The 22,431-nt window shown below is 74.6% G+C and carries 19 protein-coding genes; 10 read left to right on the top strand and 9 right to left on the bottom strand.

Annotated elements, in window-relative coordinates; all coding sequences use genetic code 11:
• Positions 1-16 precede the first annotated feature (16 nt).
• The 3 genes from D5H75_RS31690 to D5H75_RS31680 form a co-directional block, all read right to left on the bottom strand.
• Entirely contained in the window at positions 17-892 is an 876-nt protein-coding gene (locus D5H75_RS31690; RefSeq protein WP_119930250.1) for an alpha/beta fold hydrolase, read from the bottom strand.
• Positions 893-1,204: 312 nt separating this feature from the next.
• Positions 1,205-1,525: a hypothetical protein gene (locus tag D5H75_RS31685; protein ID WP_119930249.1), complete on the bottom strand. Its 321-nt coding sequence runs from the start codon at positions 1,523-1,525 to the stop codon at positions 1,205-1,207.
• Positions 1,526-1,758: 233 nt separating this feature from the next.
• The gene (locus tag D5H75_RS31680) at positions 1,759-5,118 is read right to left on the bottom strand and encodes an adenosylcobalamin-dependent ribonucleoside-diphosphate reductase (protein ID WP_202638702.1); all 3,360 of its coding nucleotides are present in this window, start codon (positions 5,116-5,118) and stop codon (positions 1,759-1,761) included.
• A gap of 427 nt (positions 5,119-5,545) precedes the next feature.
• Here D5H75_RS31680 and D5H75_RS31675 point away from each other — a divergent pair, with 427 nt between their 5' ends.
• The 3 genes from D5H75_RS31675 to D5H75_RS31660 all read left to right on the top strand — a co-directional run bounded on the left by D5H75_RS31675 (position 5,546) and on the right by D5H75_RS31660 (position 9,603).
• Complete coding sequence (locus D5H75_RS31675) at positions 5,546-6,115, top strand: hypothetical protein (RefSeq protein ID WP_119930248.1); 570 nt, start codon at positions 5,546-5,548, stop codon at positions 6,113-6,115.
• A 341-nt stretch (positions 6,116-6,456) separates the two neighbouring features.
• Positions 6,457-9,006 carry a DEAD/DEAH box helicase gene (locus D5H75_RS31665; RefSeq protein ID WP_119930246.1) on the top strand — a complete coding sequence of 850 codons (2,550 nt, stop codon included), beginning with the start codon at positions 6,457-6,459 and terminating at the stop codon, positions 9,004-9,006.
• A gap of 126 nt (positions 9,007-9,132) precedes the next feature.
• Complete coding sequence (locus tag D5H75_RS31660) at positions 9,133-9,603, top strand: hypothetical protein (RefSeq protein ID WP_119930245.1); 471 nt, start codon at positions 9,133-9,135, stop codon at positions 9,601-9,603.
• Between the two features lie 377 nt (positions 9,604-9,980).
• On the opposite strand, the gene D5H75_RS31650 is transcribed toward D5H75_RS31660, so the two are convergent.
• On the bottom strand, positions 9,981-10,553 hold the full coding sequence (locus D5H75_RS31650; RefSeq protein WP_119930244.1) for an NADPH-dependent F420 reductase: 573 nt from the start codon (positions 10,551-10,553) through the stop codon (positions 9,981-9,983).
• 130 nt (positions 10,554-10,683) lie between these two features.
• On the opposite strand from D5H75_RS31650, the gene D5H75_RS31645 reads away from it, so the two are divergent.
• From D5H75_RS31645 to D5H75_RS31635, 3 genes are all read left to right on the top strand, one after another.
• Positions 10,684-11,175: a MarR family winged helix-turn-helix transcriptional regulator gene (locus tag D5H75_RS31645; protein ID WP_119930243.1), complete on the top strand. Its 492-nt coding sequence runs from the start codon at positions 10,684-10,686 to the stop codon at positions 11,173-11,175.
• Positions 11,176-11,535: 360 nt separating this feature from the next.
• A complete protein-coding gene (locus D5H75_RS31640; protein WP_119930242.1) occupies positions 11,536-12,453 on the top strand; it encodes a hypothetical protein in 918 nt (305 codons plus the stop codon).
• 260 nt (positions 12,454-12,713) lie between these two features.
• Positions 12,714-13,325 (top strand): nuclease-related domain-containing protein, encoded by a 612-nt coding sequence (locus tag D5H75_RS31635; RefSeq protein WP_242454643.1) that lies wholly within the window; start codon positions 12,714-12,716, stop codon positions 13,323-13,325.
• 152 nt (positions 13,326-13,477) lie between these two features.
• Here D5H75_RS31635 and D5H75_RS31630 read toward each other — a convergent pair whose 3' ends face one another.
• Positions 13,478-14,626, bottom strand: a complete 1,149-nt coding sequence (locus tag D5H75_RS31630; protein WP_119930240.1) for a DUF2510 domain-containing protein — start codon at positions 14,624-14,626, stop codon at positions 13,478-13,480.
• A 106-nt stretch (positions 14,627-14,732) separates the two neighbouring features.
• The gene (locus tag D5H75_RS31625; RefSeq protein ID WP_119930239.1) at positions 14,733-15,176 is read right to left on the bottom strand and encodes a hypothetical protein; all 444 of its coding nucleotides are present in this window, start codon (positions 15,174-15,176) and stop codon (positions 14,733-14,735) included.
• A 191-nt stretch (positions 15,177-15,367) separates the two neighbouring features.
• On the opposite strand from D5H75_RS31625, the gene D5H75_RS31620 reads away from it, so the two are divergent.
• The 4 genes from D5H75_RS31620 (at position 15,368) to D5H75_RS31610 (ending at position 18,103) form a co-directional block, all read left to right on the top strand.
• On the top strand, positions 15,368-16,276 hold the full coding sequence (locus tag D5H75_RS31620; protein ID WP_147425333.1) for a hypothetical protein: 909 nt from the start codon (positions 15,368-15,370) through the stop codon (positions 16,274-16,276).
• A 208-nt stretch (positions 16,277-16,484) separates the two neighbouring features.
• Positions 16,485-16,955, top strand: coding sequence for a hypothetical protein (locus tag D5H75_RS31615; RefSeq protein ID WP_119930237.1), 471 nt, complete (start codon positions 16,485-16,487; stop codon positions 16,953-16,955).
• Positions 16,952-17,092 (top strand): hypothetical protein, encoded by a 141-nt coding sequence (locus tag D5H75_RS42130; RefSeq protein ID WP_202638701.1) that lies wholly within the window; start codon positions 16,952-16,954, stop codon positions 17,090-17,092. Before D5H75_RS31615 ends, D5H75_RS42130 begins: the two co-directional genes overlap by 4 nt.
• A gap of 75 nt (positions 17,093-17,167) precedes the next feature.
• Positions 17,168-18,103: a hypothetical protein gene (locus D5H75_RS31610; protein ID WP_119930236.1), complete on the top strand. Its 936-nt coding sequence runs from the start codon at positions 17,168-17,170 to the stop codon at positions 18,101-18,103.
• A gap of 132 nt (positions 18,104-18,235) precedes the next feature.
• On the opposite strand, the gene dnaB is transcribed toward D5H75_RS31610, so the two are convergent.
• The 3 genes from dnaB to D5H75_RS31595 form a co-directional block, all read right to left on the bottom strand.
• The gene (dnaB, locus tag D5H75_RS31605; RefSeq protein ID WP_202638700.1) at positions 18,236-19,630 is read right to left on the bottom strand and encodes a replicative DNA helicase; all 1,395 of its coding nucleotides are present in this window, start codon (positions 19,628-19,630) and stop codon (positions 18,236-18,238) included.
• A gap of 274 nt (positions 19,631-19,904) precedes the next feature.
• Entirely contained in the window at positions 19,905-20,786 is an 882-nt protein-coding gene (locus D5H75_RS31600; RefSeq protein WP_147425332.1) for a sigma-70 family RNA polymerase sigma factor, read from the bottom strand.
• A gap of 226 nt (positions 20,787-21,012) precedes the next feature.
• Positions 21,013-22,035: a sigma-70 family RNA polymerase sigma factor gene (locus D5H75_RS31595; protein ID WP_119930233.1), complete on the bottom strand. Its 1,023-nt coding sequence runs from the start codon at positions 22,033-22,035 to the stop codon at positions 21,013-21,015.
• Positions 22,036-22,431 lie beyond the last annotated feature (396 nt).

The raw sequence follows: 22,431 nt of genomic DNA, 5'->3' as shown, positions 1-22,431 counted from the left end.
CGGTCGTTCCGAGGGGTCAACTGATCAGGTTTCTGATCGCCGCGGCGACGGCGGCAGGTTGGGTCTCCGGCAGAAAGTGTCCACCCGGCAGCATCAGGGTGCGGACATCCGGCGCCCAGTCGTGCCAGACTGCCGAGGGGTCAAACGGCGGCACCATGTCGCCGGGGTCCTGCCAGATCGCCAGGGTAGGGGCCTTGATGCGCCGGCCGGCCTGCCGGTCCTCGCTGTCGTGGGCCGCATCGGCGAAGGCGCTGGCCCGGTAGTCCTGGCAAATGGCGTGGATCGTTTCCGGATCGCGCGTCGCGGCCAGGTATGCCTCACGGACCTCGTCGTCGAACGTGCCGGCCTCGGCCCAGGCGTCGAGGAAGTGGCCGAAGAACGTGTCGGGGTCGGCGCCGATCATCCGTTCGGGCAGGTCGTTGAGCTGCGCGAGGAAATACAGGTGGAAGCCGAAGACGCCACCCACGCCCGCCAGCGACTCCCACATGTCAACGGTGGGGATGACGTCGATCACGCCGAGGTGATCGATGGCGTCGGGGTGATCCAACGCGGCGCGGAAGGCGACCAGCGCTCCACGGTCATGGCCGACCAGGCTGAAACGTTCGTGACCGAGCTGTCGCATCAGCGCGACCATGGCTGCCGCGGTCACACGCTTGGCGTATTGCTCGTGGCCACCCTCTGGCTTGGCGCTGGCCCCGTAGCCGGGCAGGTCGGGGCATATGACGCGGAAGCGATCTGCCAGCGCCGGGGCGACATGCCGCCAGGTCAGATGGGTTTGTGGGAAGCCGTGAAGCAACAGCAGTGGCGGTCCCTCTCCACCGGAAGCCACATGGAGATCAAGACCGTCCACCCGGACAGTGTGTTCATCGAAGCCTGAGATCGTTGAGGGCATCGGCCCAGGCTGTCATGAGCAGCCGACAATTTTCCCCTCACCGCCAGCCGTCAGCCCTAGCCCTGCGGGAAACGATCATCTGCGTGCCGGGAAGCGATCTTCAAAGCCCTGCGTTCTTCAAGCTCAACCGCACTCGTGAACACCCCATCACCGGCGCGCCGGGGGATAGGCGTTCACCTGACGGCCGACCACGGAGTAGGAATCACCGCCTGCAGTGGATCTTCTTCGCGCTTGGCGTCGCCGTATCCATCCGGTCGGCGCGATGATCGATCTGCTCGTTCCGTAAACCTGCCCCAGATCGCGAGGCGGCGGTCACTTCCCGCACGCGTACTTCCATGTGGCCTCGCCGTATCGCTTGGCCGCGTCCTCGGGCTTGATGCCGAGCTTCTCCATGTTCTTGCTGGACTCCGCGCTCAGCAGGGCCAGCTGGGCCATGGCGGTGATGCCCTCGGGGCTGGGCGAGGCGCACAGGTTCTTCGCCTTCTCGAACATGTCCTCGTAGCCGTTCGTCGCGATGAAGCCCGCGGCTTTCACCTCCTCGATCCACTTGGCCTGGGCGTCATCGGCCGAGCAGCCGGTCAGCGGGATCGCCAGGGCCAGCGCGGCGGCCAGGCCGAGGAGGGGACGGCGCATGAGGGGGATCCCTTTCTGGAGGGGGATGGGTCGCGTGACTTCGAGCGTGAGGATTCGTGCGGGGAGACCGTCAAGAGCATCGCGGAGGCGGCCGGGGTCGTTACGAGGAGGACGGGGTGAGGCCGTGACGACCGGTGCCCCGGGGCTCCGCAGGCCCGGGGCCCGGGGGGCCCGGGGGCGAGGCGCCCGCCTCGCGTGGGCGAGGCGGGCGCGGGGCGGGGGATCGGGCGGGGTCAGCTGCAGCCGGTCGTGGTGCCGCAGCTCGTGCAGACCGCGCAGGTGCCGGTGCGCTGGGTGAGCCCGCCGCAGGCCGCGCACACCCCGTCGGCCTTGGCCCCGCTTCGGGCGGCGGGCGCCTGAGGGCCGCGCGGAGCCTGAGGGCCGCGCGGAGCCTGTCCGGGGTGCGAGGGCGAGGCGGCCGCCGGGGCGGCGGCGGGCGCGGGGGTGGCGGGCGCCGGGCGCGCGGTGGCGGGGCCGGCCGGGGGCGTGGCGATCTGGACCAGCTCGTCCATGCCCAGGTAGTGGTGGCCCAGGATGCGGCAGACCGCGTCGATGACGCTGGAGGCCATCTTCAGGTTGTCGTGACCGCCGACCATGCCGCGCGGCTCGAAGGTCTGCCCGACCAGGGAGTCCACCAGCTTGGCCAGCGGAACGCCGTGCTGCAGCCCCTGGCTGACGGCGATGGAGAAGGCCGACAGCAGGCCGCGCAGGACGGACCCTTCGCGTCCCAGCTCGATGAAGATCTCGCCGGGCGTGCCGTCGGGGTACTCCCCGGCGTGCAGGTAGATCTCCTGCCCGCCGACCTCGAACCGCCAGGTGGGGCCGTAGCGCAGGTTCGGCAGGCGGAACCGGGGCGGGTTCTGGCCCCGGTAGAACTCGGTGGGGCTGACACCGGCCGGGATCGGTTCGGCCGTCGCCGCCGCCCGGGGGGCGGGCTCGGCCACTTCCTGCCCGGAGTCGGGTTCCTTGCCGGTCTCCGGCTCCGGGTCCCGCGCGGACGCGCCGCCACCGGACAGCGGCTGGGACAGCTTGGACCCGTCGCGGTACAGCGCCACGCACTTGCTGCCCACCTGGTAGGCGAGCTCGTGCACGGCGATGAAGTCCTCCACGGTCGCGACGGCCGGCAGGTTGACGGTCTTGCTCACCGAGCCGCTGATCAGGCCGGCGACCGCGCCGAGCGCCTTGACGTGGCCGGACCAGTGGATGGAGCGGGTGCCGTCGCCGCACACGGTGGCGGTGTCGAAGACGGCCAGGTGCTCGGGCCTGAGGCCGGGCGCGCCCTCGACGGTCTGGTGCCCGCACACGATCGCGTCGCCGGCCCGGATGTCCTCCTCGCTGAAGCCCAGCCGGGTCAGCAGGTCGAAGCCGGGCCGTTCGTATTCGCCTGCGGGGATGCCCAGCAGGGTCATCGCGCGCTCGCCGAGCACCTGGGGCGAGACGGCGTCGCGCAGGCGGAAGGCGGTCGCCAGGGCGTCGTCCACCCGGTCCAGGTCGTCCTGGGACAGGCCGGCCCGGATGAGGGCGTCCCGGTCGATCGGCGCCTGCGGCACCAGCTGCCCGGCGCCCAGGGCGTACCGGATGATGGCGGCCGCCTCGCGCTCGCCGTACCCCAGTGCGCGCAGGGCGGGCTCCACCGCCTGGTTCACGATCTTGATGGTGCCGCCGCCGGCCAGCTTCTTGAACTTCACCAGGGCGAAGTCCGGCTCGATCCCGGTGGTGTCGGCGTCCATCACGAACGAGATGGTGCCGGTGGGGGCGATGACGCTGGCCTGTATGTTGCGCAGGCCGTGCCGCCGCGCGCCCTCGACCGCCGCGTCGGCGGCGCCGGTCACGGCCGCCGACAGGTCCGCGAACGGCGTGGCGGACAGGGCGCCGTGGTCCAGCGGCACGGGCTCGACCGGCAGCCGCTCGTACGCGCCGAGCTGCTCGCGCTCGGGCAGCGTGCCGTACGCCACGCGGCGGTGGTTGCGCAGCACCCGCAGCGCGCTGTCACGGTTGCGGGCGAACGCCTCGCACGGGCCGACGGCGGCGGCCATCTCGGCCGAGGCGGCGTATCCCCACAGGGTGATCATGCCGGCCATGGCGGCCATGACCGCGCGGGCCCGGCCGGAGTCGTACGGCAGGCCGGCGCGCATCAGCAGCGCGCCGACGTTGGCGAAGCCGAGGCCCAGCGGGCGGTGCTCGTAGGAGTTGCGCGCCAGTTCCGCCGACGGGTAGTGCGCCATGGCCACCGAGATCTCCAGGACGATCGTCCACAGCCGGATCGCGTGCCGGAACGCCTCGGCGTCGAAGCGGCGCTCCTGCCCGTCGTAGAACGGCACCAGGTTCAGGGAGGCCAGGTTGCAGGCGGTGTCGTCGAGGTACATGAACTCCGAGCACGGGTTCGACCCGCGGATGGGGCCGTCGGCCGCGGCCGTGTGCCAGGAGTTGATGACGTCGTCGAACTGGAGCCCGGGGTCGGCCACCCGCCAGGACGCCTCGGCGATCTTCCGCCACAGCTCCCGCGCCTTGACGGTCCGCACGACCTGGCCGTCCACGCGGCGCCGCAGCGGCCAGTCGGCGTCGTCCCGTACGGCCCGCATGAACTCCCCGGTCACCCGGACCGAGTGGTTGGCGTTCTGGAAGGCCACGGTCGCGTAGGCGGGGCCGTCGTAGGCGGCGTCGTAGCCGGCCGCCACCAGCGCGGCGGCCTTGTCCTCCTCGGTGACCTTGCAGGAGACGAACTCCTCGATGTCGGGGTGGTCGGCGTCCAGGATGACCATCTTGGCCGCGCGGCGCGTGGTCCCGCCGGACTTGATCGCGCCCGCGGCGGTGTCGAGCACCTTCAGGAAGCTCATGACCCCCGAGCTGGTGCCTCCGCCGGACAGCGGCTCGCCCGCCGCCCGGATGGCCGAGAAGTTCGCCCCCGACCCCGCCCCGGCCTTGAACAGGCGCGCCTCGCGCGTGGCCAGGTCCATGATCCCGCCGTCCCCGACCAGGTCGTCGGCGACCGCGTTGATGTAGCAGGCCGAGGCCGCCGAGCGGAAGTGCTTGAACGGCGACTGCTTGACCTGCCCGTCGGAGGGGTCGAGGTACCAGTTGCCCTCCGGCTCCCCGGTCAGGCCGTACACCTCGTGCAGGCCGGTGTTGAAGTGCTGCGGCGAGTTGGGGGAGGCCATCTGCGCCAGCAGCATGTAGACGCACTCGGCGTAGAAGGCCTCGGCGTCGCGGGCGGTGGCGAAGTAGCGGCCGCGCTCGCCCCACACGCGCCAGGCGGTGGCCAGGCGGTGCGCCCACTGGCGGGCGGAGGTCTCCCCGCCCGGCACGGGGCCGTTCTCGTCACCGAGGGGCTCGCCGTCGGGGCCGGTCTGCGGCACCCCGGCCTTGCGCAGGTACTTGGAGGCCAGGACGTCGGTGGCGAGCTGACTCCACCCCGAGGGCACCTCGACGGCGGGGGCGTGGAAGACCACCTTCCCGTCGGGCTGGACGATCTTCGCCTCCCGCGTGACCCACTCGAACAGGTCGAACGGGTCCTGGGCCTCGGCGGTGAAGTGGCGCGCGATCCGCAGCCCCCGCCGGCGGTTCCCGGGCGGCGGCGCGGTGTGAGCAGGCATGAATGGACCTCCGGAGGTGATGGGTTGTGATGGGCCGTGATGGGCCGTGCGGCCCGTCCGCGTCGCACCGTCCGCGCCCGACCCCGCCCGGCCAGCGCCATCCCGTCGCGTCCCCTGGCCCCGGGCAGCGGCGCGGCCCCGCCCCGGTGCCCTGGCCCGATGCGCCCGGCGGGCCGGCCGGCCGGCCGGTCCGCTCCGAGCCGGGCGCCGCGCATGTGCTGCCGCGTACGGCCGCGCGGCGACGGTGGCGGGAAAGCGACCAAGGAGAGGAGGCAGGGCGGCACGGATCCGCCCGCCTGACATGCCATCAACCACGCGCACCCGCACGTCCCCCGCCCGCACGTCCGCCGCGCGCACGCGAACGCCGGGTTCGGCCCCCGGGAGCACTGAGCAGAGCCCTGGCCCGCGGCGGTGGCCGCGCGTCCTGGTGCGAGAGGCCGGCCGGGTCGCCCTGCTGGGCCTGGCCGTCACCGCCGCCGCGCTGGCCATCTTCCACGCCCAGGGCGGCTGGGTGGTCTACGGCGCCGACGACCTGGCGGTCCTGCTCGCCGGAGGCATGGCCACCGCCGTGCTCGTGCGCCTGACGGTCCGCGCGCACGGCTGGCTGGCCCGCCGCCTGGGCAAGGTCACCGCCGCCGCGCTGCTGACCGCCGTGACCGCGCTCGCCGCGATGGGGCTGGTCTTCATCCCCGCCACCTGCCCCGGCGCGTACTCGGGCCGGTGCAGTGTGGACGAGGCCTCCACCTGGGGAGTGGTCACCGGCCTGGTCAGCGCGCTCAACTTCGTCACCGTCTGGCTGGTGCTGGTGATCCTGCGCTGGGTCCGCGGCGTGGCCGCCGACGGCTACGCCCAGACCGGGATCCTGGCCGGCGCCGCCCGCAGGCGCCTGGCCGCCCGCGTCCGCCGCGCCGTCCGGGCCGTACGGCGGGCCAGGCGCCCCCGCCGCGCCGGGGGCACCCGCCCGGGCACGGAGGGACCCAAGGAGCGCGACCGCTGAACCCGGCGGGCAGCGCCGGCCGGATACCCCGATCGGCGCGGCCTGGACCGCGTGAACGACGCGACCCGAATCCCAGGCCCGAGAGCCTGGGATTCGCCATGCGATCCGACACTCGCCGTTCAGCCGTTCAGCCGTTCAGCCGTTCAGCCGTTCAGCCGTTCGGCTGTTCGGCCGTTCAGCCGTTCGCCTGGCGAGGTGCGGCGGACTTCTTCCGCTGTCGCATCCGGCCGGCCGTGAGCGCGCTGCCCGCCCGGGCCGGGCTGTGCGCCCGCCCGATGGTGCGACAGCGGGGCCGATCGCGGCACGGTCAGGCGCGTCCCCACTGATCACTGGAGGTGCGCATGGCCGAACAGCTCAGCCTGGATTTCACGGACTCGGCCGGTGAGCGGGCCAAGCGGGCCCGGCGCCAGGCCGGGCAACTGCCGATGTTCGCCACCTGGTCCGCCGACCTGGACGTGCACCTGCGCTCACCGGCCGAGGCGGTGGCCGCGATCTCCGGCCCGGAGCCGGAGCGGGCCCACCGGTGGCTGGCGGCCCTGGTGCCCAACGCGCGCGCGGAGAAGGCCCGCCGGGCGGTGTTCCCCGCCGCCGCGCTGGACCGGCTGGCGTGGGTACGGCCACCGGCCCGCGTCACCCTGGACGCCAACGCCGCCGCGGTCGCCTACGCCCTGCACGCCGCCCGCCTCGGCCTGCGGCCCATCACGGTCGTGCGCGAGGGGGCACGGCTGCGCGCCCACACCCCGCGCGGCTGGCCGGCGCCGCTGCGCCAGGCCGACATCGCCTGGCCCGCCCTGGCCGCGCTGGCCACGCTCGGCGCCCCGCTGGCCGTGCACCCGGGCGCCCGCGCCCTGCTCAACCGGCGCCTGGCCCAGGCGGGCGCCGCGATCGCCACCGCCTCGGCCGCCGGCACCTCCGTCGCCCTGCGCACCACCCGCCCCGACCTGCTGGAAGCCCTCGGCCTGCCCGCCCTGCGCCACGCCGGCGAGCCGGGCGACGGGCACTACCGGATGCCGCTGCTGCTGGCCGGGGCCCTGCTCGACCAGGGCGTCGTCCACGTGCCCGGCCAGGTGCGCGACGCCATCGAGCGCGCCGCCGCCCCCGCCCCGCCGCTGAACCTGGGCGAGGACTTCCCCTGGCGCCTGTGGGACTTTCAGGAGCGGGACGCCCGCCGCGCCAAACGCATCCTGCACACCCTCGGCGGCGTGCTGCTGGCCGGCGACATGGGCTCGGGCAAGACCACCGTCGCCCTGGCCCTGTGCCAGGACCTGGACCTGTGGCCGTTGCTCGTGGTCTGCCCGGTCAGCGCCTTCAGCACCTGGGCCCGCCAGCTCGGCCAGATGGGCCGCTCCCACCTGCTGGCCACCGGCAGCCCCAAGGCCGCCTGGCAGGCGGTGGCCGAGGCCGAGCACGACGCCTACGTCGTCTCCTACGACCGGCTGCACGCCCTGGCCGAGATCCTGCGATCCAAGCACCCGGTCGCCATCGTCGCCGATGAGATCCAGCGCGTCCGCAACCCCGGCTCCCGCCGGTCCCGGGCACTGCGCGCGATGGCGTCCACGGTCCCCTACCGGCTGGGCCTGTCCGGCACTCCGCTGGTCAACGTCGTGGGCGACCTGCTGGCCCAGGGCGCGTTCCTGGTGCCGGGCGAGTGGCCGCCGCGCGCCACGACCCGCCACCTGCAGGACCTGTACCCCGGCGACCCGCAGGAGGCCGTCGCCGAGCACCTGGGCGCGATGATGGTCCGCCGCCGCATGGACCAGGTCGGCAGGCCGATGCCCGCGCGCCACGACCGCCGCGTGCACGTGCAGCTCACCGCCGAGCAGCGCCGCGCCCTGGCCGAGCTGCGCGAAGAGGCCGAACAGGCCAAGGCCGGCGGCGCCTTCGACGGCCCGGACGGCAAGTTCAACGCCCTGGTACGGCTCACCCGCATGCGCAAGATCGTCGCCAATCCGGCCTCGGCCGGTGTCGGCGGCCCCAACCCCAAGATCGCCGCGGGGCTGCGCCTGATCACCGGATTCCGCGCCCAGGGCCGGCGCGGCGTGGTGTTCTGCGCCGACCGCGCCACCTACCGCGAACTCGGCGACCTGCTGGACCGCGAGAACATCCCCTGGGGCGGCATCTGGGGATCCACCCCACCGCTGGAGCGCATCGAGGTGGAGCGGCGCCTGCACGCCCACGAGATCGACGTCGTCATCGGCACCTACGCCGCCGCGGCCGAGTCCTGGTCCGCCAGCCCCACCGCCACCTACTTCATCGGCCTGTCCTACGTCTACGCCCCCGCCACGCTGGAGCAGGCCGAGGCGCGCGTCTACCGCCTCAACAGCGACCTGGACGGCCCCGACATCGAGATCGTCTACGTCCACGCCAGCGCCCCGGGCGGGAGCATCGACGACCGCGTCGTGGAGATCCTGGAGGCCAAGAAGGACCTGTTCGCCAAGGTCGTCGACCGGCGCGCGCGCCAGGACGCCACCCGCGTCCACCTGAGCCTGTCCGACCTGGTGTACGTGCTCACCGGCGACCGGGACGCCAGGCTCGCCGCCGCCGAGGCCGACCACCGCCAGGCCGGGGAACGCGAACGCGCCGCGCGCGAGCACGCCCGGCGCACCCTGCACGCCCGTACGGCCCGCAACCGGCAGGACCCCTCCCTAGTGGCGGATGACGGCGCGACCGCCCTGACCCGCGAGCAGTGGGAAGACCTGGACCTGGAGGTCATGCTCGAGGAAGCGGACATGGAGGACACCGGAACAGAGGACACCGGAACAGAGGACACCGGAGCGGAGGACACCGGAACAGAGGACTCCGGAGCGGAGGACACCGGGACAGCGGACGCCCGCGGGGCGGAGCACGGCGGCGCGCGGGAGGACACCGGAGCGGAGGAGGCCGCGGCCTGAACCACCGCCCGGGGTCCTGCTGGCAGGGCAAGGCGGCTGAGGCGCGGCCCTTCGGCTGCCTGCGCCCGCCGGTCACGCCCGGACGCTGGCAGGGGACTCGCCACCACCTGACCGCAACGGAGACCCATGACCGGAACCGACTGGAACGACACCCTGGACCGGCTCGCCTCCGGCGCCGCCGACCTGGACTGCCTGCGCCGCCGCGTCGGCCGGCTCATCGAGGCGGCGCGCGCCGAGGCGTCCTCCCGCCCGGACACGCCCGGCACCGGCTGCCTGGAGGTGAGCGTGCTGCTGAGCGCCCACCGCCCCGGCCCCGCGACCACCCTGAAGGTGTACGTCGACCGCGTCGAGCTACCCCGCGCGGGCCGCCCCCTGGTCATCCCGCGCGAGGTGATCACCGGACGGGTGAGCGTCCGCGACTGGGTGACCCGGCTGATCGAGCAGCGGCGGGAGGAGGACCGGCGCCCGGCGGCGGCCGCCGGCATCCGCCGCGCCGCGGCCCGCGCGGACGAGCCCCGCACCGCCCTGGCCGCCGTCCCTCGCCAGGTCCGGGACAAGTTCGCCGAGGCCGGCGACTGGCTCAGCACCTCCCCCTGACCCGACCACCATCACCCGCACGGCCCGGCCAGGCACGCGCAAGCCGTTCCATGACCTGGCCGGGACCGCCCGCCCCGCCCGGCGGGTGTCGCGGCCCGCCGCCCCGCCGCGACGGTCGGGCGGCGGGCCGGACCCGCTCTCCGGACGGCCCCCGCCCCCAGGCCCTCAGCCTGTTGTGACCTGGGGAAACGCCTTCCTCAGGTGGGGACAGGTGGGGGACGCCGGCGTCGGTGTGCCCCCGAAGCGAGCCGAGGAGCTGAGGGGGCCTCCAGCAAGGACACCCTCCTCATGTCCAGGCGTCAGGGCATGTCTCCTCGGCCGTCTGGAGCCATCTGAAGGCTTCGTCTGGAGGAATCTCGCCGTCCACGTCGGGATCGTCATCCCCGTGCCAGGGTGAAGCCGATGCCTGCTCCCATGCCCTGCCCGTACGCGAGCTGGATCAGCAGTTCCACGGCCGGCTCCAGGTAGCGGGCGTTGGCCAGCGGGCCGGCGTCCACGGCGTCGAAGCCGAGCTGCGTGCCGAGCTCCAGCACGGTCTTCTTGGCGGCCTCATCGTCGGAGGCCACCGGCAGGAACAGGCCGGGGGTGTCCAGGGTGGCGGCGAAGACGGTGTTGAAGGCCTTGACCACCCGGGCGCCGGGCAGTGCGGCGGCGACCTGCTCACCCGCCGAGGTGGTGTGCCCGATGGTCAGCGACATGAAGTCGGCCGCCAGCGGGTTGGTGACATCGATCACGACCCTGTCCCGCAGGGCGCTCTTGATCTGCGGGTCGAGCCGGGCGATGGCGGGGAACGGCACGGCCAGCACGGTGACGTCGGCCTCGGCGACCTGCGCCGCGACCTGGTCCGCAGCGGTGGAAGAGTCCGCCGTGGCGACCGTGTGCCCGACCGTGGCAAGACGACGCTCCAACGCGGAGCCGACGTTGCCCTTGCCGATGATGCTGATCTTCATGAGAGGCCCTTTCCGAGGGGTGAGGCGCGTCGATGACACGACCCGAAATGCGTCGAATTCGACGCATCGATGCAACGGGGTTGATCGTACGGTTGCGTCGAATTCGACGCAACTCGGGTAGGCTCTCCCCATGAGCGGACCGCGGTGGTTGACCGAGACGCAGATGCGCGCCTGGACCGGCTTCCTGGAAGCCTCCGGCCTGATCCAGCGCCACGTGGAGCGGCAGCTTCGACAGGATGCCGGGCTCACCATGATCCAGTACGAGATCCTGCACTGGGCCAACGAGTGCGCCCCCCAGCACCGGTGCATCACCGAACTCGCCGACCTGATGATCACCTCGCGCAGCGGCCTGAGCTACCAGGTGGCCCAGCTGGAGAAGGCCGGCCTGCTCCGCCGCGAAACCGACGCCAGCGACGAACGCAGGGCCATGGTCGTCATCACCGACGACGGCCGGCGGCTCCTGGAGAAGACCGCGCCCGGACATGTGGAGGCGGTCCGCGACGGCCTGATCGACCTCCTGACCGACGAGCAGATCGCCCAGCTCGCCGACATCATGGACGACGTGCGCACCCGGCTGCGTCCCCGCGTACGGCCTGCCGCCCCCCGCAAAAGGGCCACCTGATCGGCACGCCGACCCGCGGCTCCCTCGCACAGATCCGATCCAGGGCCACTCGTCCCACCCAGGGCCGCTGTTCCCGGCCCCTGCCGGCCGGGCCCGCATGCCGATCCGGGCGCCGCGCATGAGCGACGGGTCGCCGCCACTGACTTCACGTGGCGCAAACCACTGACGTTCTCGGGCTCTGGCCCACTCTCGCTGATGAGTGACTCAGGGTGAGAACGAAGGAAGTCGGCCATGATGTCGCTCCAGGACCGTGACACCGCCCGGGTGAGCGGAGACGTCCACCCCGGGCAGGTACGGTCAGCTGTACAGCCGGGAAGTACGGCCATCGCCACGCACGCGGCTGTACTTCTGTGCACGTCCGTGGACGCGGGGCCGGGCCCCGGTCACGCATTCGGCTCTGGATCGGACCGCGTCGTCATCGACGAGGCGGACTTCGGCACCGTCGTCCAGCAGGCCGTGGACACGCTGCGCCGCGAGGACTGCCCCCAGGCCCGCCGCGGGACCGTGGTGCCGTGGGCGAGGCGCCGGACGCTCTCCGGCATGAGGACATTCGGAGAACCGGCCAGTCTGGCCAGACAGCAGCGGGACAGACGCGCCGGGCACCGCCAGATGCTCCGGGCGCACCTGACGGCGTACGCCGCGGCGGCACTGCTCGTGTCCGGCGTAACCCTGCTGGTGAGCAAGAGCCCGTTCTGGGCCGCCACCGTCGCCGCCGCCTTCATGACCGCCTGCGTCGTCTGCCTGCCGCCGGAGGAGATCAGCGGCTATCGGAGATGGAGGCGGGCGGCCCGCGCGGTGAAGGCCGAGGAGAGGCTGCGACCGGCGCTGGCAGCGGGCGGGTTCCCCGTCGTGTGCCACGGCGCGGAGCTGGCGTACTACACCGGCGACTGCGACATCGCGCTGGCCACACGCTCCCTCGGGGCGGCGGCCGTCGAGATCGCGCCCGCGCGCAGGCGAGTGCGCCCGCGCGCCGGAGCGCGGCGCGGCAGGGTGCTGCGCCCCGGCGGCGACCCCGCCGAACACGCCGCGTTCCAGGCCGGCCTGCTGTCCAAGGCCCTGACCAGGGAACTGGGGCGGCCCGCCCGGGCCGCCGCCGTGGTGTGCGTTCCCCGCATGCGCCACGCCGCGTTCACCACCGAGGGCGGTGTGCACGTGTGCTCGGACCGGCAGCTGCCCGAGCTGCTGAACACCCTGCCCGCCCAGTTCACCGACGCCGCCGAGGCCGAACGCGCCTTCGGCCGCATCTGGGCCCGCCACACGGCCAGGTTCCGCCGCTGACCACGCACGACCACGCACGACCGCGTACGACCGCGTACGAGCCCTGCCACCGCCCCCGATGACCGGCGCGTCACCGGGGGCGGCCGCCACGCGTGGAGCGGCGCTGGATGTCGCCGCACCGCGCCGCCGGACGGTCACCCGGCATGAAGGAACACGGCAAACCGGCCCAATGGGCCAACGAGCAGAAATGGAAGCGGCGGGGCGGCAGCGCCGGCCATGCGGCCCAAACGGTGGGCGCCGCCATCGGCGCCGCCGTGGCCATGCTGGCAGGCCTGGCGGCGCAGCCCCCGGCCCGCTGGCTGGCCGTGGCGGCGGCGCTCGCGCTGGTCGCCGTGGCGGCCGTCACGGGGAGCCGGGCCGCTTCCCTGTGGACGCGCGCCTCCCAGGCCGCCGTCGGCGTGCGGTCCGAACAGCAGGTGCGCCAGGTCCTGCGCCGCGCCCAGCCGCCGGTGGTGTGCTACGGGCTCGTGCTGGGCCGCGGGTCCGGCGACTGCGACGTGGCGCTGGCCACGCGCGGCCTGGGCGCGGTGGTCATCGAGGTCAAGACCGGGTACGGCCAGGTCCGGGCGCGGAACGAGACGCTGTGGGCCGGGCGCAAGGCCCTGCCGCGCGACCCGGTCGGCCAGGCCAGGTCCCAGGCCCGCCTGCTGTCGCAGGCGCTGACCGCCGAGCTCGGGCGGCCGGTCGAGGCGACGGCCGTGGTGTGCTTGCCGGGAATGACCAACGCCCCGTTCGTCACCCGCGGCGTCTACGTCTGCTCCGCCGCGGACCTGCCCGGCGTCCTGCACCGCGTTCCGGGCCAGTTCGCCACGGTGCGGGAGGCGGAGCGCGCCTTTGACCGCCTGTGGGCACGCCAGTCCTCGCGGACCTGACCGGACGTGCGCCCCTGCGCCTGCCCGCGGTACGCGAGGCGGGGCCGGCGTCCGGGGCGACGGCTCGCACGCCGAGACCATCCGGATCGGCCCTCCGCCCACGCGAGGGAGTACGAAGGAGCACAGGGGAGCGCACGTGAAGCGCTCCCCTGTCAGCTGCGCCCGCAGGCCTCGGCCAGCGGCGCCGCCGCCCCGGAGGAGGGTGCGCCGTGGTCTCCGCGCAGGAGCGGCAGAGCGTTCTGCGCGGCCTGGCGTACCTCGGTGGCCGCGGCGGGGTCGCGGGCGGCGCGTTCCACCAGGGGGATGAGGGCCTGGCGGTACCCCTCGCGCTGCTGAGGGTCGGCGGCCGAGGCGTACCCGTCCAGCGCGGTTCCCAGCGCGGCGCAACCCGGCGGGGTCCGCTGCTCGACGGGCGCGGCCGGCCAGACGGCGGAGGCGCCGACGAACACGACGGCGGCCAGGCTCACGAGCGACGTCTTGACCGGGGGCCGGTCCAGCGCGGCCCGGGCCCGTACCAGGATGGGGGTGGAGATGTCGGGCGCGTCCCGGAGCGGGATGATCTCGCCCGTCTCGGCCGCCCCCTCGCCGGGATCGTGCCCGGCGGCCCGGTCCGGTTCGGGGATGGCGCGGCTCCAGGGGGAGCGCTCCGGCGGAGGCTCGGCCGGAGGCCAGTCGTGCGCGGCCGGGGCGGGTTCGGCCGCCGCCTGGGGTGGCGGGGGCTCGGCGTCCGGGAGGCTGGTCCACCGCCCGCCCGCCGCCGCGCCGGCGGACGTGGCGCCGCCGGTGGGCACGATGGAGCTTGGCACGGTGGTGCCTGGCACGGTGGCGCTTGGCACGGTCGCGCTTGGGGCGGTGGCGGAGGGGGTGGCGCCGGTGGACCTGGACGCCGTGGTCTCGGCGTCGGCGGCGCGCGGCTCGGGCGTCTTCCACCCACTCGCCGGGGCGGCAGCCGCCGGGGGCGTGCGGCCGGTGTCCTTGCCCTTGGCCTGCGCGGCCTGCCCGGCCTGCGCGGCCGGAGCGGCAGCGCCCCAGGTCCCCATGGCCGCCGCCGAACCGCCCGCCGCAGGTGGCGGCGCGGGAGACGGACGGGTGTCCGTCCTCGCGGCGGGTGGTGGCGCCGGGGGCGCGGGCGGCGCCGCCCCGAACCCGGCCAGCGCGGCCGCGGCCACGTCGGGAGGATCCTGGCGGGCCGGATCGTAGACGTGTTCGGTGAACCGGAGGCCGTCGAAGAAGCGCAGCAGTTGCTCCTCGGTGTCGGCCGTGTAGGGATCGGGCAACCAGCCCGGCTTGGTTGTGGCCATGACGCCAGTGTCGGTACGGCCCGCCCGACCGGCCTTGCGCGCGGCATGCGGTGGGGCGTGAACGACGACAGGGGCCCGCTCGTGGCGGGCCCCGGGATGTGGTGTGTCAGTACGTCAGATGCGGCAGCAGGTGGAGGGCGTCCCTCACCTGCCCCAGGTCGTTGAGCATGTCGCCCACCACGTCGGCGTCGGCATGCGTTCCCAGCGGGACGCGCCGGCCGTCGCGGTCCACGACGTACAGCAGGACCCGGCCGGACCCCTGCTCCTGGCGCATCCGCAGCTCCCAGCCGGGAGTCCGCGCGAGACCGCCCTCCCAGGAGCGCCACTCGACGTGGTCGGGGTAGCAGGTTCCGAACAGCCCCCCGACGTGGTTCTCGAAGGCCCGCTCGTCGCAGAAGACCGGGCGCCAGTAGACGCGCCCGCCGATGACGAACTCGCGCAGGTGACACCGCGCCGCGGCGGCGGCGGCCCGGCGCGGCCACATCAGCGCCTCGGCGGCATCCGACGCCTTCCGCATGTCCTCGACCGCGCCGCGGATCGCCCAGTTCATGAATCGCCTCTTCCTTTGTGCCCGTGTCCTCGGGGTCGGCGGGGGACCGTGCCCGCGTGATCACCTCGCCCAAGCGCCGCCCCGGCCGGGGGCGCGGCTCGCGGTCCTGGGGCGGGCGGCGCCTGCTTGCGCCGGGGCGGACGCGGTCACGGTGGCGGTCGATGAGCGGACATCAACCGAAGGAGCGCGTGGTGTCATCGACGCAACAGCCGACCATCCAGCGGCTTCTCGCCGAGCACGGCGTCAGCGAGCTGCACTACTGCCAGGCCCGCGGCGAGCTCTCCGCCGAGGAGGCGCTGTACGCCGTCCGGGCCGGGGTCAACCCGCTGGACTACATGATCGTGCGCCGGTTCGTGCCCCGCCAGGAGGCCGAGGAAGCGGTCGCCGCCGGAATCGATCTGCGCGAGTACGCGCAGGCGCGCCGGCGCCTGCCGCGCGAGGAGGTCGAGGAGGTCCTGGCGCGGGAGATTCCCCTGAACGCCTACGCCCGGCTGCGTTCGATCGCCGGCCGGGAGCAGACCGCCGAGGTGCTGGCGGCCGGCATCGCGCCGCACGAGTACACGCGGGACCGGCACCGGGCCGGCCACGAGGCGATCCTGGCCGCGGCGGCCGCCGGGCGGCGCGCGGTCGAGTGGGAGGAGGCGGGCCTCCTCCGCTCGGCCACCTACTGCACCCGCGCCGAGCTGGAGGACGCGCTGGCCCGCGGCATCGCCGAGCAGCAGTACGTTCCCGCCCGGGACATCGCCGAGCACGCCCAGATCGTCGCCGCCTGCGAGCGGGACATCTGGCCCGACGACTACGTCCGTCTCCGGCGGTCGATGTCGCACGCGGAGCTGATGGCAGCACTCGACAAGGGCGCCACGCCGGCGCTCTTCCGCATCGCCCTGCCGCGGATCACCCTGGGCGAGCTGATGGATCTGCTGGACCTGACCGACGACGCCGACGTCATCGCCGCCTGGGCCACGGCACGGGCCCGGGCCTCGCGCGACGAGGTGCTCGAGGCCTTCGGCGCCGGCCTGGACCTGCACAAGTACGCCGAGCTGGTGGTCATCTGGAAGATCCCGCACGAGAGGGTCATGGAGCTGGCCTCCCGCCCCTGACGAGCACCCCCTTCCACGGACGCGACGTGCGAGGGGGTGCGGCCTTCCCGCTGGGGCGAGCGGGCCAGGGGGTTCGACCCGGGGCTCGCCGGTCGCAGACGTTGCCCCCGCGCCGGGCACGGCGACGATCCAGGGCGCCGGCCCCGGTCCGGGGCCAGCGCCCTGTCCGTGCACCACCCCTGCCCGCCCACTCCCCGAAGGGGGACCCGTGACGTTCACGCCGGCTCTCGCGCACGCCGCGGCCGCGGCGCTGACCGTGGCCGGCCTGCTGGCCCAGCCCGCGCCCCCGCGGCCGGGCCCGGTCACGGCCGGGACCACCGCGGCATCGTCCTTCGCCGCCTTCCCCGCCCTCTCGCCCGCGACGGCGGCCCCCGCGGCCGCGCCCGGCACCCACCGGCGGGCCGTGTGCCCGGCCCGGGCGGCGGGCGCCGGCCCGGCCGCGCTGTGCGGCGGCGGCGCGGCCGTCACCCGGCTGCGGCCCGCGGCCGCCGCCCGGCCACCGCGACCCTCCCTTCCCGGGCGGGGCGTCCATGAGACGCGCGGCAGGAGGATCGGCCCCACCGATCCCCTGCGGTTCGTGCTCGCGGGCCTGGCCGGCCTCGGTGTCGTGGTGGTGGCCATGGCCGGTGTGGAGCTCCTCGGGTTCGCCAAGCGCCGCAAGAAGCGGAAGCGGCGGTGACCGGCCGTCCTGGGCGGCACCGCCGGTCGCGGCGGCGCCGTGTCAATCTGGAGATGGTCGTCTTCACGCTGTGCCTGGCGGTGCTCTGCGCACTGACCGTCATGCTGCTCATGCGCCTCCTCCACCTGAACCCATGACCGGAGCATCCGGCGGCGCGGCGCCTGCGACGCGCGGGTCTGGCGGGCGAGCGGGCCCGGCGGACGGTACGGGCCATGAGTGTCACCGACGAAGAGCTCCTGGCCCTCGCCGCCGTCGACGGCCTCCTGCCGGAGACGGACGGCCTGCCCGACGGCGTGGTCCTGGTCAGCTGCGCGCAGCCGTACCTGGCCCTGCTGGTGGCCCGGCGCCTGGCGCAGGCGCTGGTCCCCGCCCGGATGCGCGCCCACGACCTGCACCAGGCCGTGCCGGAGACGGGCAGGTGGACCGTCGCCGACGTCGAGGAACGGATCGCCCGGCCCGCCGGGCTGCGGCCGGCCGGGGAACGGCAGGTGATCCTGGTCGCTGACGCCGACCAGATGAGCGCCGGCACCGCCGACCGGCTCCTCAAACCATTGGAAGAGCCCGGGCACGGCACCGTGTTCGTGCTGGCGTGCCGTGACGCCGATGGCCTCGCGGACACGATCCGCTCCCGGGCGATGCGGCACCTGCGCGTGCCGGAACTGGACCCGGAGCGGCTCGCCGCTGTGCTCGGCGGCCGGGGCGTGCCCGCCGGCCCGGCCGCGGCGGCGTTCCTGGCCCGCACCCCCTTCGTCCCGCACGTGCTCGGCCTGCCCGCCGACCAGGCGCGGCCGCTGTGTGACCGGCTGGCGGAGCTGGCCGCCCCCGCCGCCGGCCCGTCGTTCACCGCCGCCGAGGCGGTGGCCGCCGCCGCGTCCGCGGCGGCCGCGGCCCTGACCGGGAAGGGGGAGCGGCACCCGGACACCAAGGCCGCGCTGCGTGAGCTGGTGGCCGCGCACCTGTCGGCCGTCGAAGCCGCGCAGGTGCGCCGGCTGGTCCAGGCCGCGACGGCGGACGACCTGGACGCCGCCGAGCGCGCCCTGCGGCAGGCCGCCCGGGCCCGGCTCGCCCTGCACCGCCACGCCCCCATCGCGCCCGCCCTGGCCACCCTGTACACCTCACTGCCGGCGCCGTCCGGGGCCACGCCCTGACCGGCAGGTCCCCGCCCGCTCGCGCGGGGACCGCGCCATCCCGCCCCGGCGAGCCTCGCCGGGGCGGCTCGGCGCGCGTGGGCGGGATCGGGCGGCGCTGACATCGATGACGGATCCGGCACCGGCGCGCGCTCACCACGCGTCCGCCGCGCCTGCTCCCTGGCGTACGGCCTGGGGCGCCGCCGGCTCGGTGAACGCCTGGCCGGCGTCGTCCCAGCGGGAGGCCGGGCCGTACCAGCGCAGGGGGATCGTGACCGGGGCGGGGCCGTTGCGCTGCTTGGCGATGATCAGCTCGCCCTGTTCCGGGTCGCTGTCGGGGTGGTAGACCGCGTCGCGGTACACGAACATGATCAGGCTCGCGTCCTGCTCCAGCGACCCCGACTCGCGCAGGTCGGACGGGACGGGCCGCTTGTTCACCCGCGCCTCCAGGGACCGGTTCAACTGCGACAGCAGCACGATCGGGATGCCCAGCTCGGCGGCCAGCCGCTTGGCGCCGCGGGAGATCTCGCCGATCTCGTTGGTGCGGCTCTCCTCCCGGCCCCGGCGCTCGCCGCTCATCAGCTGGGCGTAGTCGATCACCGCGGCGGCCAGCGGCTCCTTGCGGGACAGCCGCCGCAGCACCGACCCCAGCTGGGAGACGGTGGCGGGCGGGTTGTCGCTGATCTTCACCTGGGCGGCGGCGACCGCCTCGGCGGCCCGCGTCAGCGCGCCCTGCATGTCCTGCGGGACGATGCCCTGCCGCAGGCGGTGCAGGTCGTAGCCCATGTGCATGGCCAGGGCGCGCATGGTCAGCTCCTGGTGCGTCATCTCGTGGCTGAAGAACGGGACGGTCTTGCCGGAGTCGGCGGCCATGTTCAGCGCCAGTTGCAGGGCCAGGCTGGTCTTGCCCATGGCGGGCCGGCCCGCCAGGATCACGAGCTGCCCGGGCTGCAGGCCGGCGGTCAGCCGGTCCAGCTCGGCGAAACCGGTGGAGTGGCCGATCAGCCGCTGGGTCCGCGACCGCCGGATCAGCTCCAGGGTCTGCTTGACCGATTCGGGCATGTCCACCAGGTCGGCGGCCGGCCCCTTGGCCGCCAGGGCGAAGACCGTCTTCTCGGCCTCGAGCAGCGCGTCGCCGCCGGAGCATTCGGGGGCCATGGCGGTGGTGGCGATCTGCCGCGCCGCGGCGATCACCCGGCGGGCCAGGGCGCGATCGGCGACGATGTCGGCGTGCGCGGCCACGTTGCGCACGTGGGCGCCCTTGGCGAGCAGGGCCTCCAGCGCCTCACGGCCGCCGGCCCGCGTCAGCGCCCGCGCCTTCTTCAGCTGGGCCGTCACCGTGATCGGGTCGCACGGCAGGCCCGCCTCGGCGCACGCCCGCACCGCGGCGAAGATCGTGCCGTACCCGGCCACGGAGAAGTCCTCGGGCCCGATCTTGCCGGCCACGTCGTCCAGGCACTGCGGGTCGGTGAGGACGGCGGCCAGGACGCTCTCTTCGGCGTCGACGTCGACCGGTTCGAACGAGGGTGCTGTGCTGGTGCGCGCCACGGGACCTCCATCGATGGGAACGCGCTCGGCCGCGGACGGCGAGCGTCACCAAGGAGCGTCCGCGGCGCCCGGCAGGCGCAGGGGGCGCGGCGGCGACGCCCGGCCCCCGGCGAGGCGGCCCGGCGTCGTCCGGAGAGGGGGCCCAGCGTCCGGAGAGGGGCCCGGCGGCCGGAGAGGGGAGGCGTGGCGGCAGAAAGGCGACCGCGCCCGCCGCCAGGACGTGATGCCCGGCGGCGGGCGCGGCGAATCCGGGCGGGCGCGGGGCCGGGACCGGTCAGGTGCGCAGGAGCTTGCGCAGGGTGCGCTCGGCGATGCCGGTGACCTCGCTGAGCGCGGCCACGTCCACCTCGCGCCCGGCGCGGGCGGCCAGGGCCCGGCTGAGGTTCGCCACCGCCGAGGCGCGGGCGGCGGTGACGACGCCCCGGCCGACGCCGAGCTGCTGGGCGGCCATCACGTTGGGCAGCGGGGCGGACCCGGCCAGCCCGTCGCAGTAGGCCAGGACCAGCAGCTGGTCCAGCGGGAGCTCGGCCGCGGCCACGTCGAGCACACCCGCGGGCCAGGGGTCCTCCGGGACGGCGGGCTCGCCGGGCGGATCCAGCAGATCCGCCAGCGTCGCCTCACCCTCCTGGCCCACCGGCGCGTCCAGGCTCGCCGGCGCGGGCCGCCGGGCCTGGGCGACCGCGTCGGCCGACAGTCCCGTCGCCTGAGCCACCTCCCGGTCGGTGGGGGAGCGGCCGAGGCGCACGGCCAGTTCCTCGATCGTGCGCAGGATCCCCGGCCGCTCGGTCCAGTCGTGGTACTTGATGCCGTTGTCGGCCGCGACCTGCCGGTTCACCGCCCCCATGAGCGGCTTGCGGGCGACCGTGGCCAAGCTCGCCCCCTGGTCCGGATCCCAGGCCAGGAAGCACTCCCACAGCTTCAGCATGGCGGTGGCGTGCAGGTCCTCGGTGTCGCCCGGCCGGGCGAACCGGCGGATCGCCTCCCCCGCCAGCCCCTTGTTCGTCCGCATGATCTCCTCGGCGATGGCGGACATCCGCGACCGCAGCGCGCGGGCGCGCCGCTCGCCGGGCCCCGTGCCGAGCTCGGCCTGCAGGGCGAGGTACTCGCGCCGCAGACGGTGGTTCGCCTCACGAACGTCATTGCTTTCCTCGCTCATCCCCCCGACCGTCACCGCCCCGACCCCCACGCAAATCGCCGCTCCGCGGGAGGCGGACGACGCCCGCGCGGCCAGCACGTCACCCCTTCGGGTGCATCGGGGACGTCGCCGGAGGTGACCGGGATGGGTACGGCCCCGGCGATGGCGCGGGGCTCGCCAGAACCGTGCGCGCGGCCACCACCGGGCGGACCCTGATGAAACGCTGGGAGGGGCCGGTGGCGGGGGGTCAGGCCGCGGGCCGGTCGCGCGACTCCTCCGCCGCGGCGGGCCGCGGCGTCTCCTCCGACACCAGAAGACCCAAGATCACCGGGTGGTTCAGCTTGGCCAGCGCCTTGGCCTGGATCTGGCGGACGCCCTCGCGGGACAGGCCGAGCATCTCCCCGATCACGCGCAGGGGCTGGGCGGGCTCACCGTCCAGGGAGAACCGGCGGGCCAGCACGAACAGCTCCCGGGGCTCCAGATGCGGCAGGCCGCGCACGGTCACCGCGCGCATGTCGAACGCGCGCAGCACCTGGTCCTCCACACCGGGACCGGCGTCGGCGATGCGGTCGGCCAGCGACATGTCGCCCTCGGCCGCGGCCAGCGGGGCCGACAGGCTGTCCAGCCGGGGAGCCTCCAGCACGCGCCGCACCTGCCCGACGGGCACCTCGGCGCGGGCGGCGATGTCGTCGTAGTCCAGCGGCACACCGTCCCCGTGATCCCGGAGGAAGTCCGCCGCGGCCCGCAGGATCTTCGGCCGCTTCTCGAAGTCCGTCATGTTCACGTTCGGGTGCTCGGCGTCGCGTACGGCCTTGAGCACCTCGCGCTGGATCGGCTTGAACGCCCACTGGCCGAACGGCCCCTTGGAGGGATCGTAGGTGTCGATGGCCCTCAGCAGCCCCACCCGGCCGGCCGACTCGTAGTCGTCGGCGTTGGCGGTGGACTTGGAGGTGAACCGGGCCACATACGACTTCACCAGCCCGTAGTTGCTCACCATGATCTCGTAGGTCAGGTCCTCGAACTCGCGGCCCAGGCGGGCCAGCTCGACCTCCTCCTCATAGTCCAGGTCTCCGGCGTCGGCCCGGGCCCGCAGCTGCGCCAGGCGGCGGGACAGCCGCTTGCGCCGGCCGAACAGCTCCACGTTCTGGCCGCGGTAGTCCTTCATCTGCGGGTCGACCGTGTCGACGCCGCGGTCGTCACCGGAAGCAAGCCCCTCGCCCGCCAGCACACCCCCGTCGGCGAACCGGCCCTCGTTGACGAACTCCTGCACCTGCTGCCCCTCAATCCCTCATGTCCGCCTCGAACATCCCCGATGACCATGTCGGTGCGGACCGGCCGAAACAAGCGCCCAGCCGGGCCCTGCGGCCCGTGCCGTGGCTCGCGCGTGGGCATCACGCGGATCTGGCAGCCGAACGTCCCGGGCGGCGGGCGGGGCCGCAACCTCTGGGACGGCGGCACGGACACGGTCGTCGGGTGATGCCGTGCGGCATCTGCGCAACAGGGTCGACGCGGAGCGGACCCCCGGCTGACCTCGGATTTTCCGGGGCCGGCGGACGGGAATCGGCAGTGCCGTTCCCGCCGGTGGCGAGGATCGTGCGATCCCCACCCCCACCGTGCCGGCCCCGGGCCTCCACGCAGCCCCCGCGGTGCCCGGGCGGCGGATTGC

The organism is Bailinhaonella thermotolerans, assembly GCF_003594875.1.
Taxonomy (GTDB): domain Bacteria; phylum Actinomycetota; class Actinomycetes; order Streptosporangiales; family Streptosporangiaceae; genus Bailinhaonella; species Bailinhaonella thermotolerans.
The sequence above is the reverse complement of the archived record's forward strand: the minus strand, read 5'-3'. Positions and strand labels throughout refer to the sequence as shown.

Excerpts from the sequence above, each read along its gene's own strand:
- D5H75_RS31690 (WP_119930250.1), bottom strand. The coding sequence starts at position 892 with ATGCCCTCAACGATCTCAGGCTTCGATGAACACACTGTCCGGGTGGAC.
- D5H75_RS31685 (WP_119930249.1), bottom strand. The coding sequence starts at position 1,525 with ATGCGCCGTCCCCTCCTCGGCCTGGCCGCCGCGCTGGCCCTGGCGATC.
- D5H75_RS31680 (WP_202638702.1), bottom strand. The coding sequence starts at position 5,118 with ATGCCTGCTCACACCGCGCCGCCGCCCGGGAACCGCCGGCGGGGGCTG.
- D5H75_RS31665 (WP_119930246.1), top strand. The coding sequence starts at position 6,457 with ATGGCCGAACAGCTCAGCCTGGATTTCACGGACTCGGCCGGTGAGCGG.
- D5H75_RS31660 (WP_119930245.1), top strand. The coding sequence starts at position 9,133 with ATGACCGGAACCGACTGGAACGACACCCTGGACCGGCTCGCCTCCGGC.
- D5H75_RS31650 (WP_119930244.1), bottom strand. The coding sequence starts at position 10,553 with ATGAAGATCAGCATCATCGGCAAGGGCAACGTCGGCTCCGCGTTGGAG.
- D5H75_RS31645 (WP_119930243.1), top strand. The coding sequence starts at position 10,684 with ATGAGCGGACCGCGGTGGTTGACCGAGACGCAGATGCGCGCCTGGACC.
- D5H75_RS31635 (WP_242454643.1), top strand. The coding sequence starts at position 12,714 with ATGCTGGCAGGCCTGGCGGCGCAGCCCCCGGCCCGCTGGCTGGCCGTG.
- D5H75_RS31630 (WP_119930240.1), bottom strand. The coding sequence starts at position 14,626 with ATGGCCACAACCAAGCCGGGCTGGTTGCCCGATCCCTACACGGCCGAC.
- D5H75_RS31625 (WP_119930239.1), bottom strand. The coding sequence starts at position 15,176 with ATGAACTGGGCGATCCGCGGCGCGGTCGAGGACATGCGGAAGGCGTCG.
- D5H75_RS31610 (WP_119930236.1), top strand. The coding sequence starts at position 17,168 with ATGAGTGTCACCGACGAAGAGCTCCTGGCCCTCGCCGCCGTCGACGGC.
- D5H75_RS31600 (WP_147425332.1), bottom strand. The coding sequence starts at position 20,786 with ATGAGCGAGGAAAGCAATGACGTTCGTGAGGCGAACCACCGTCTGCGG.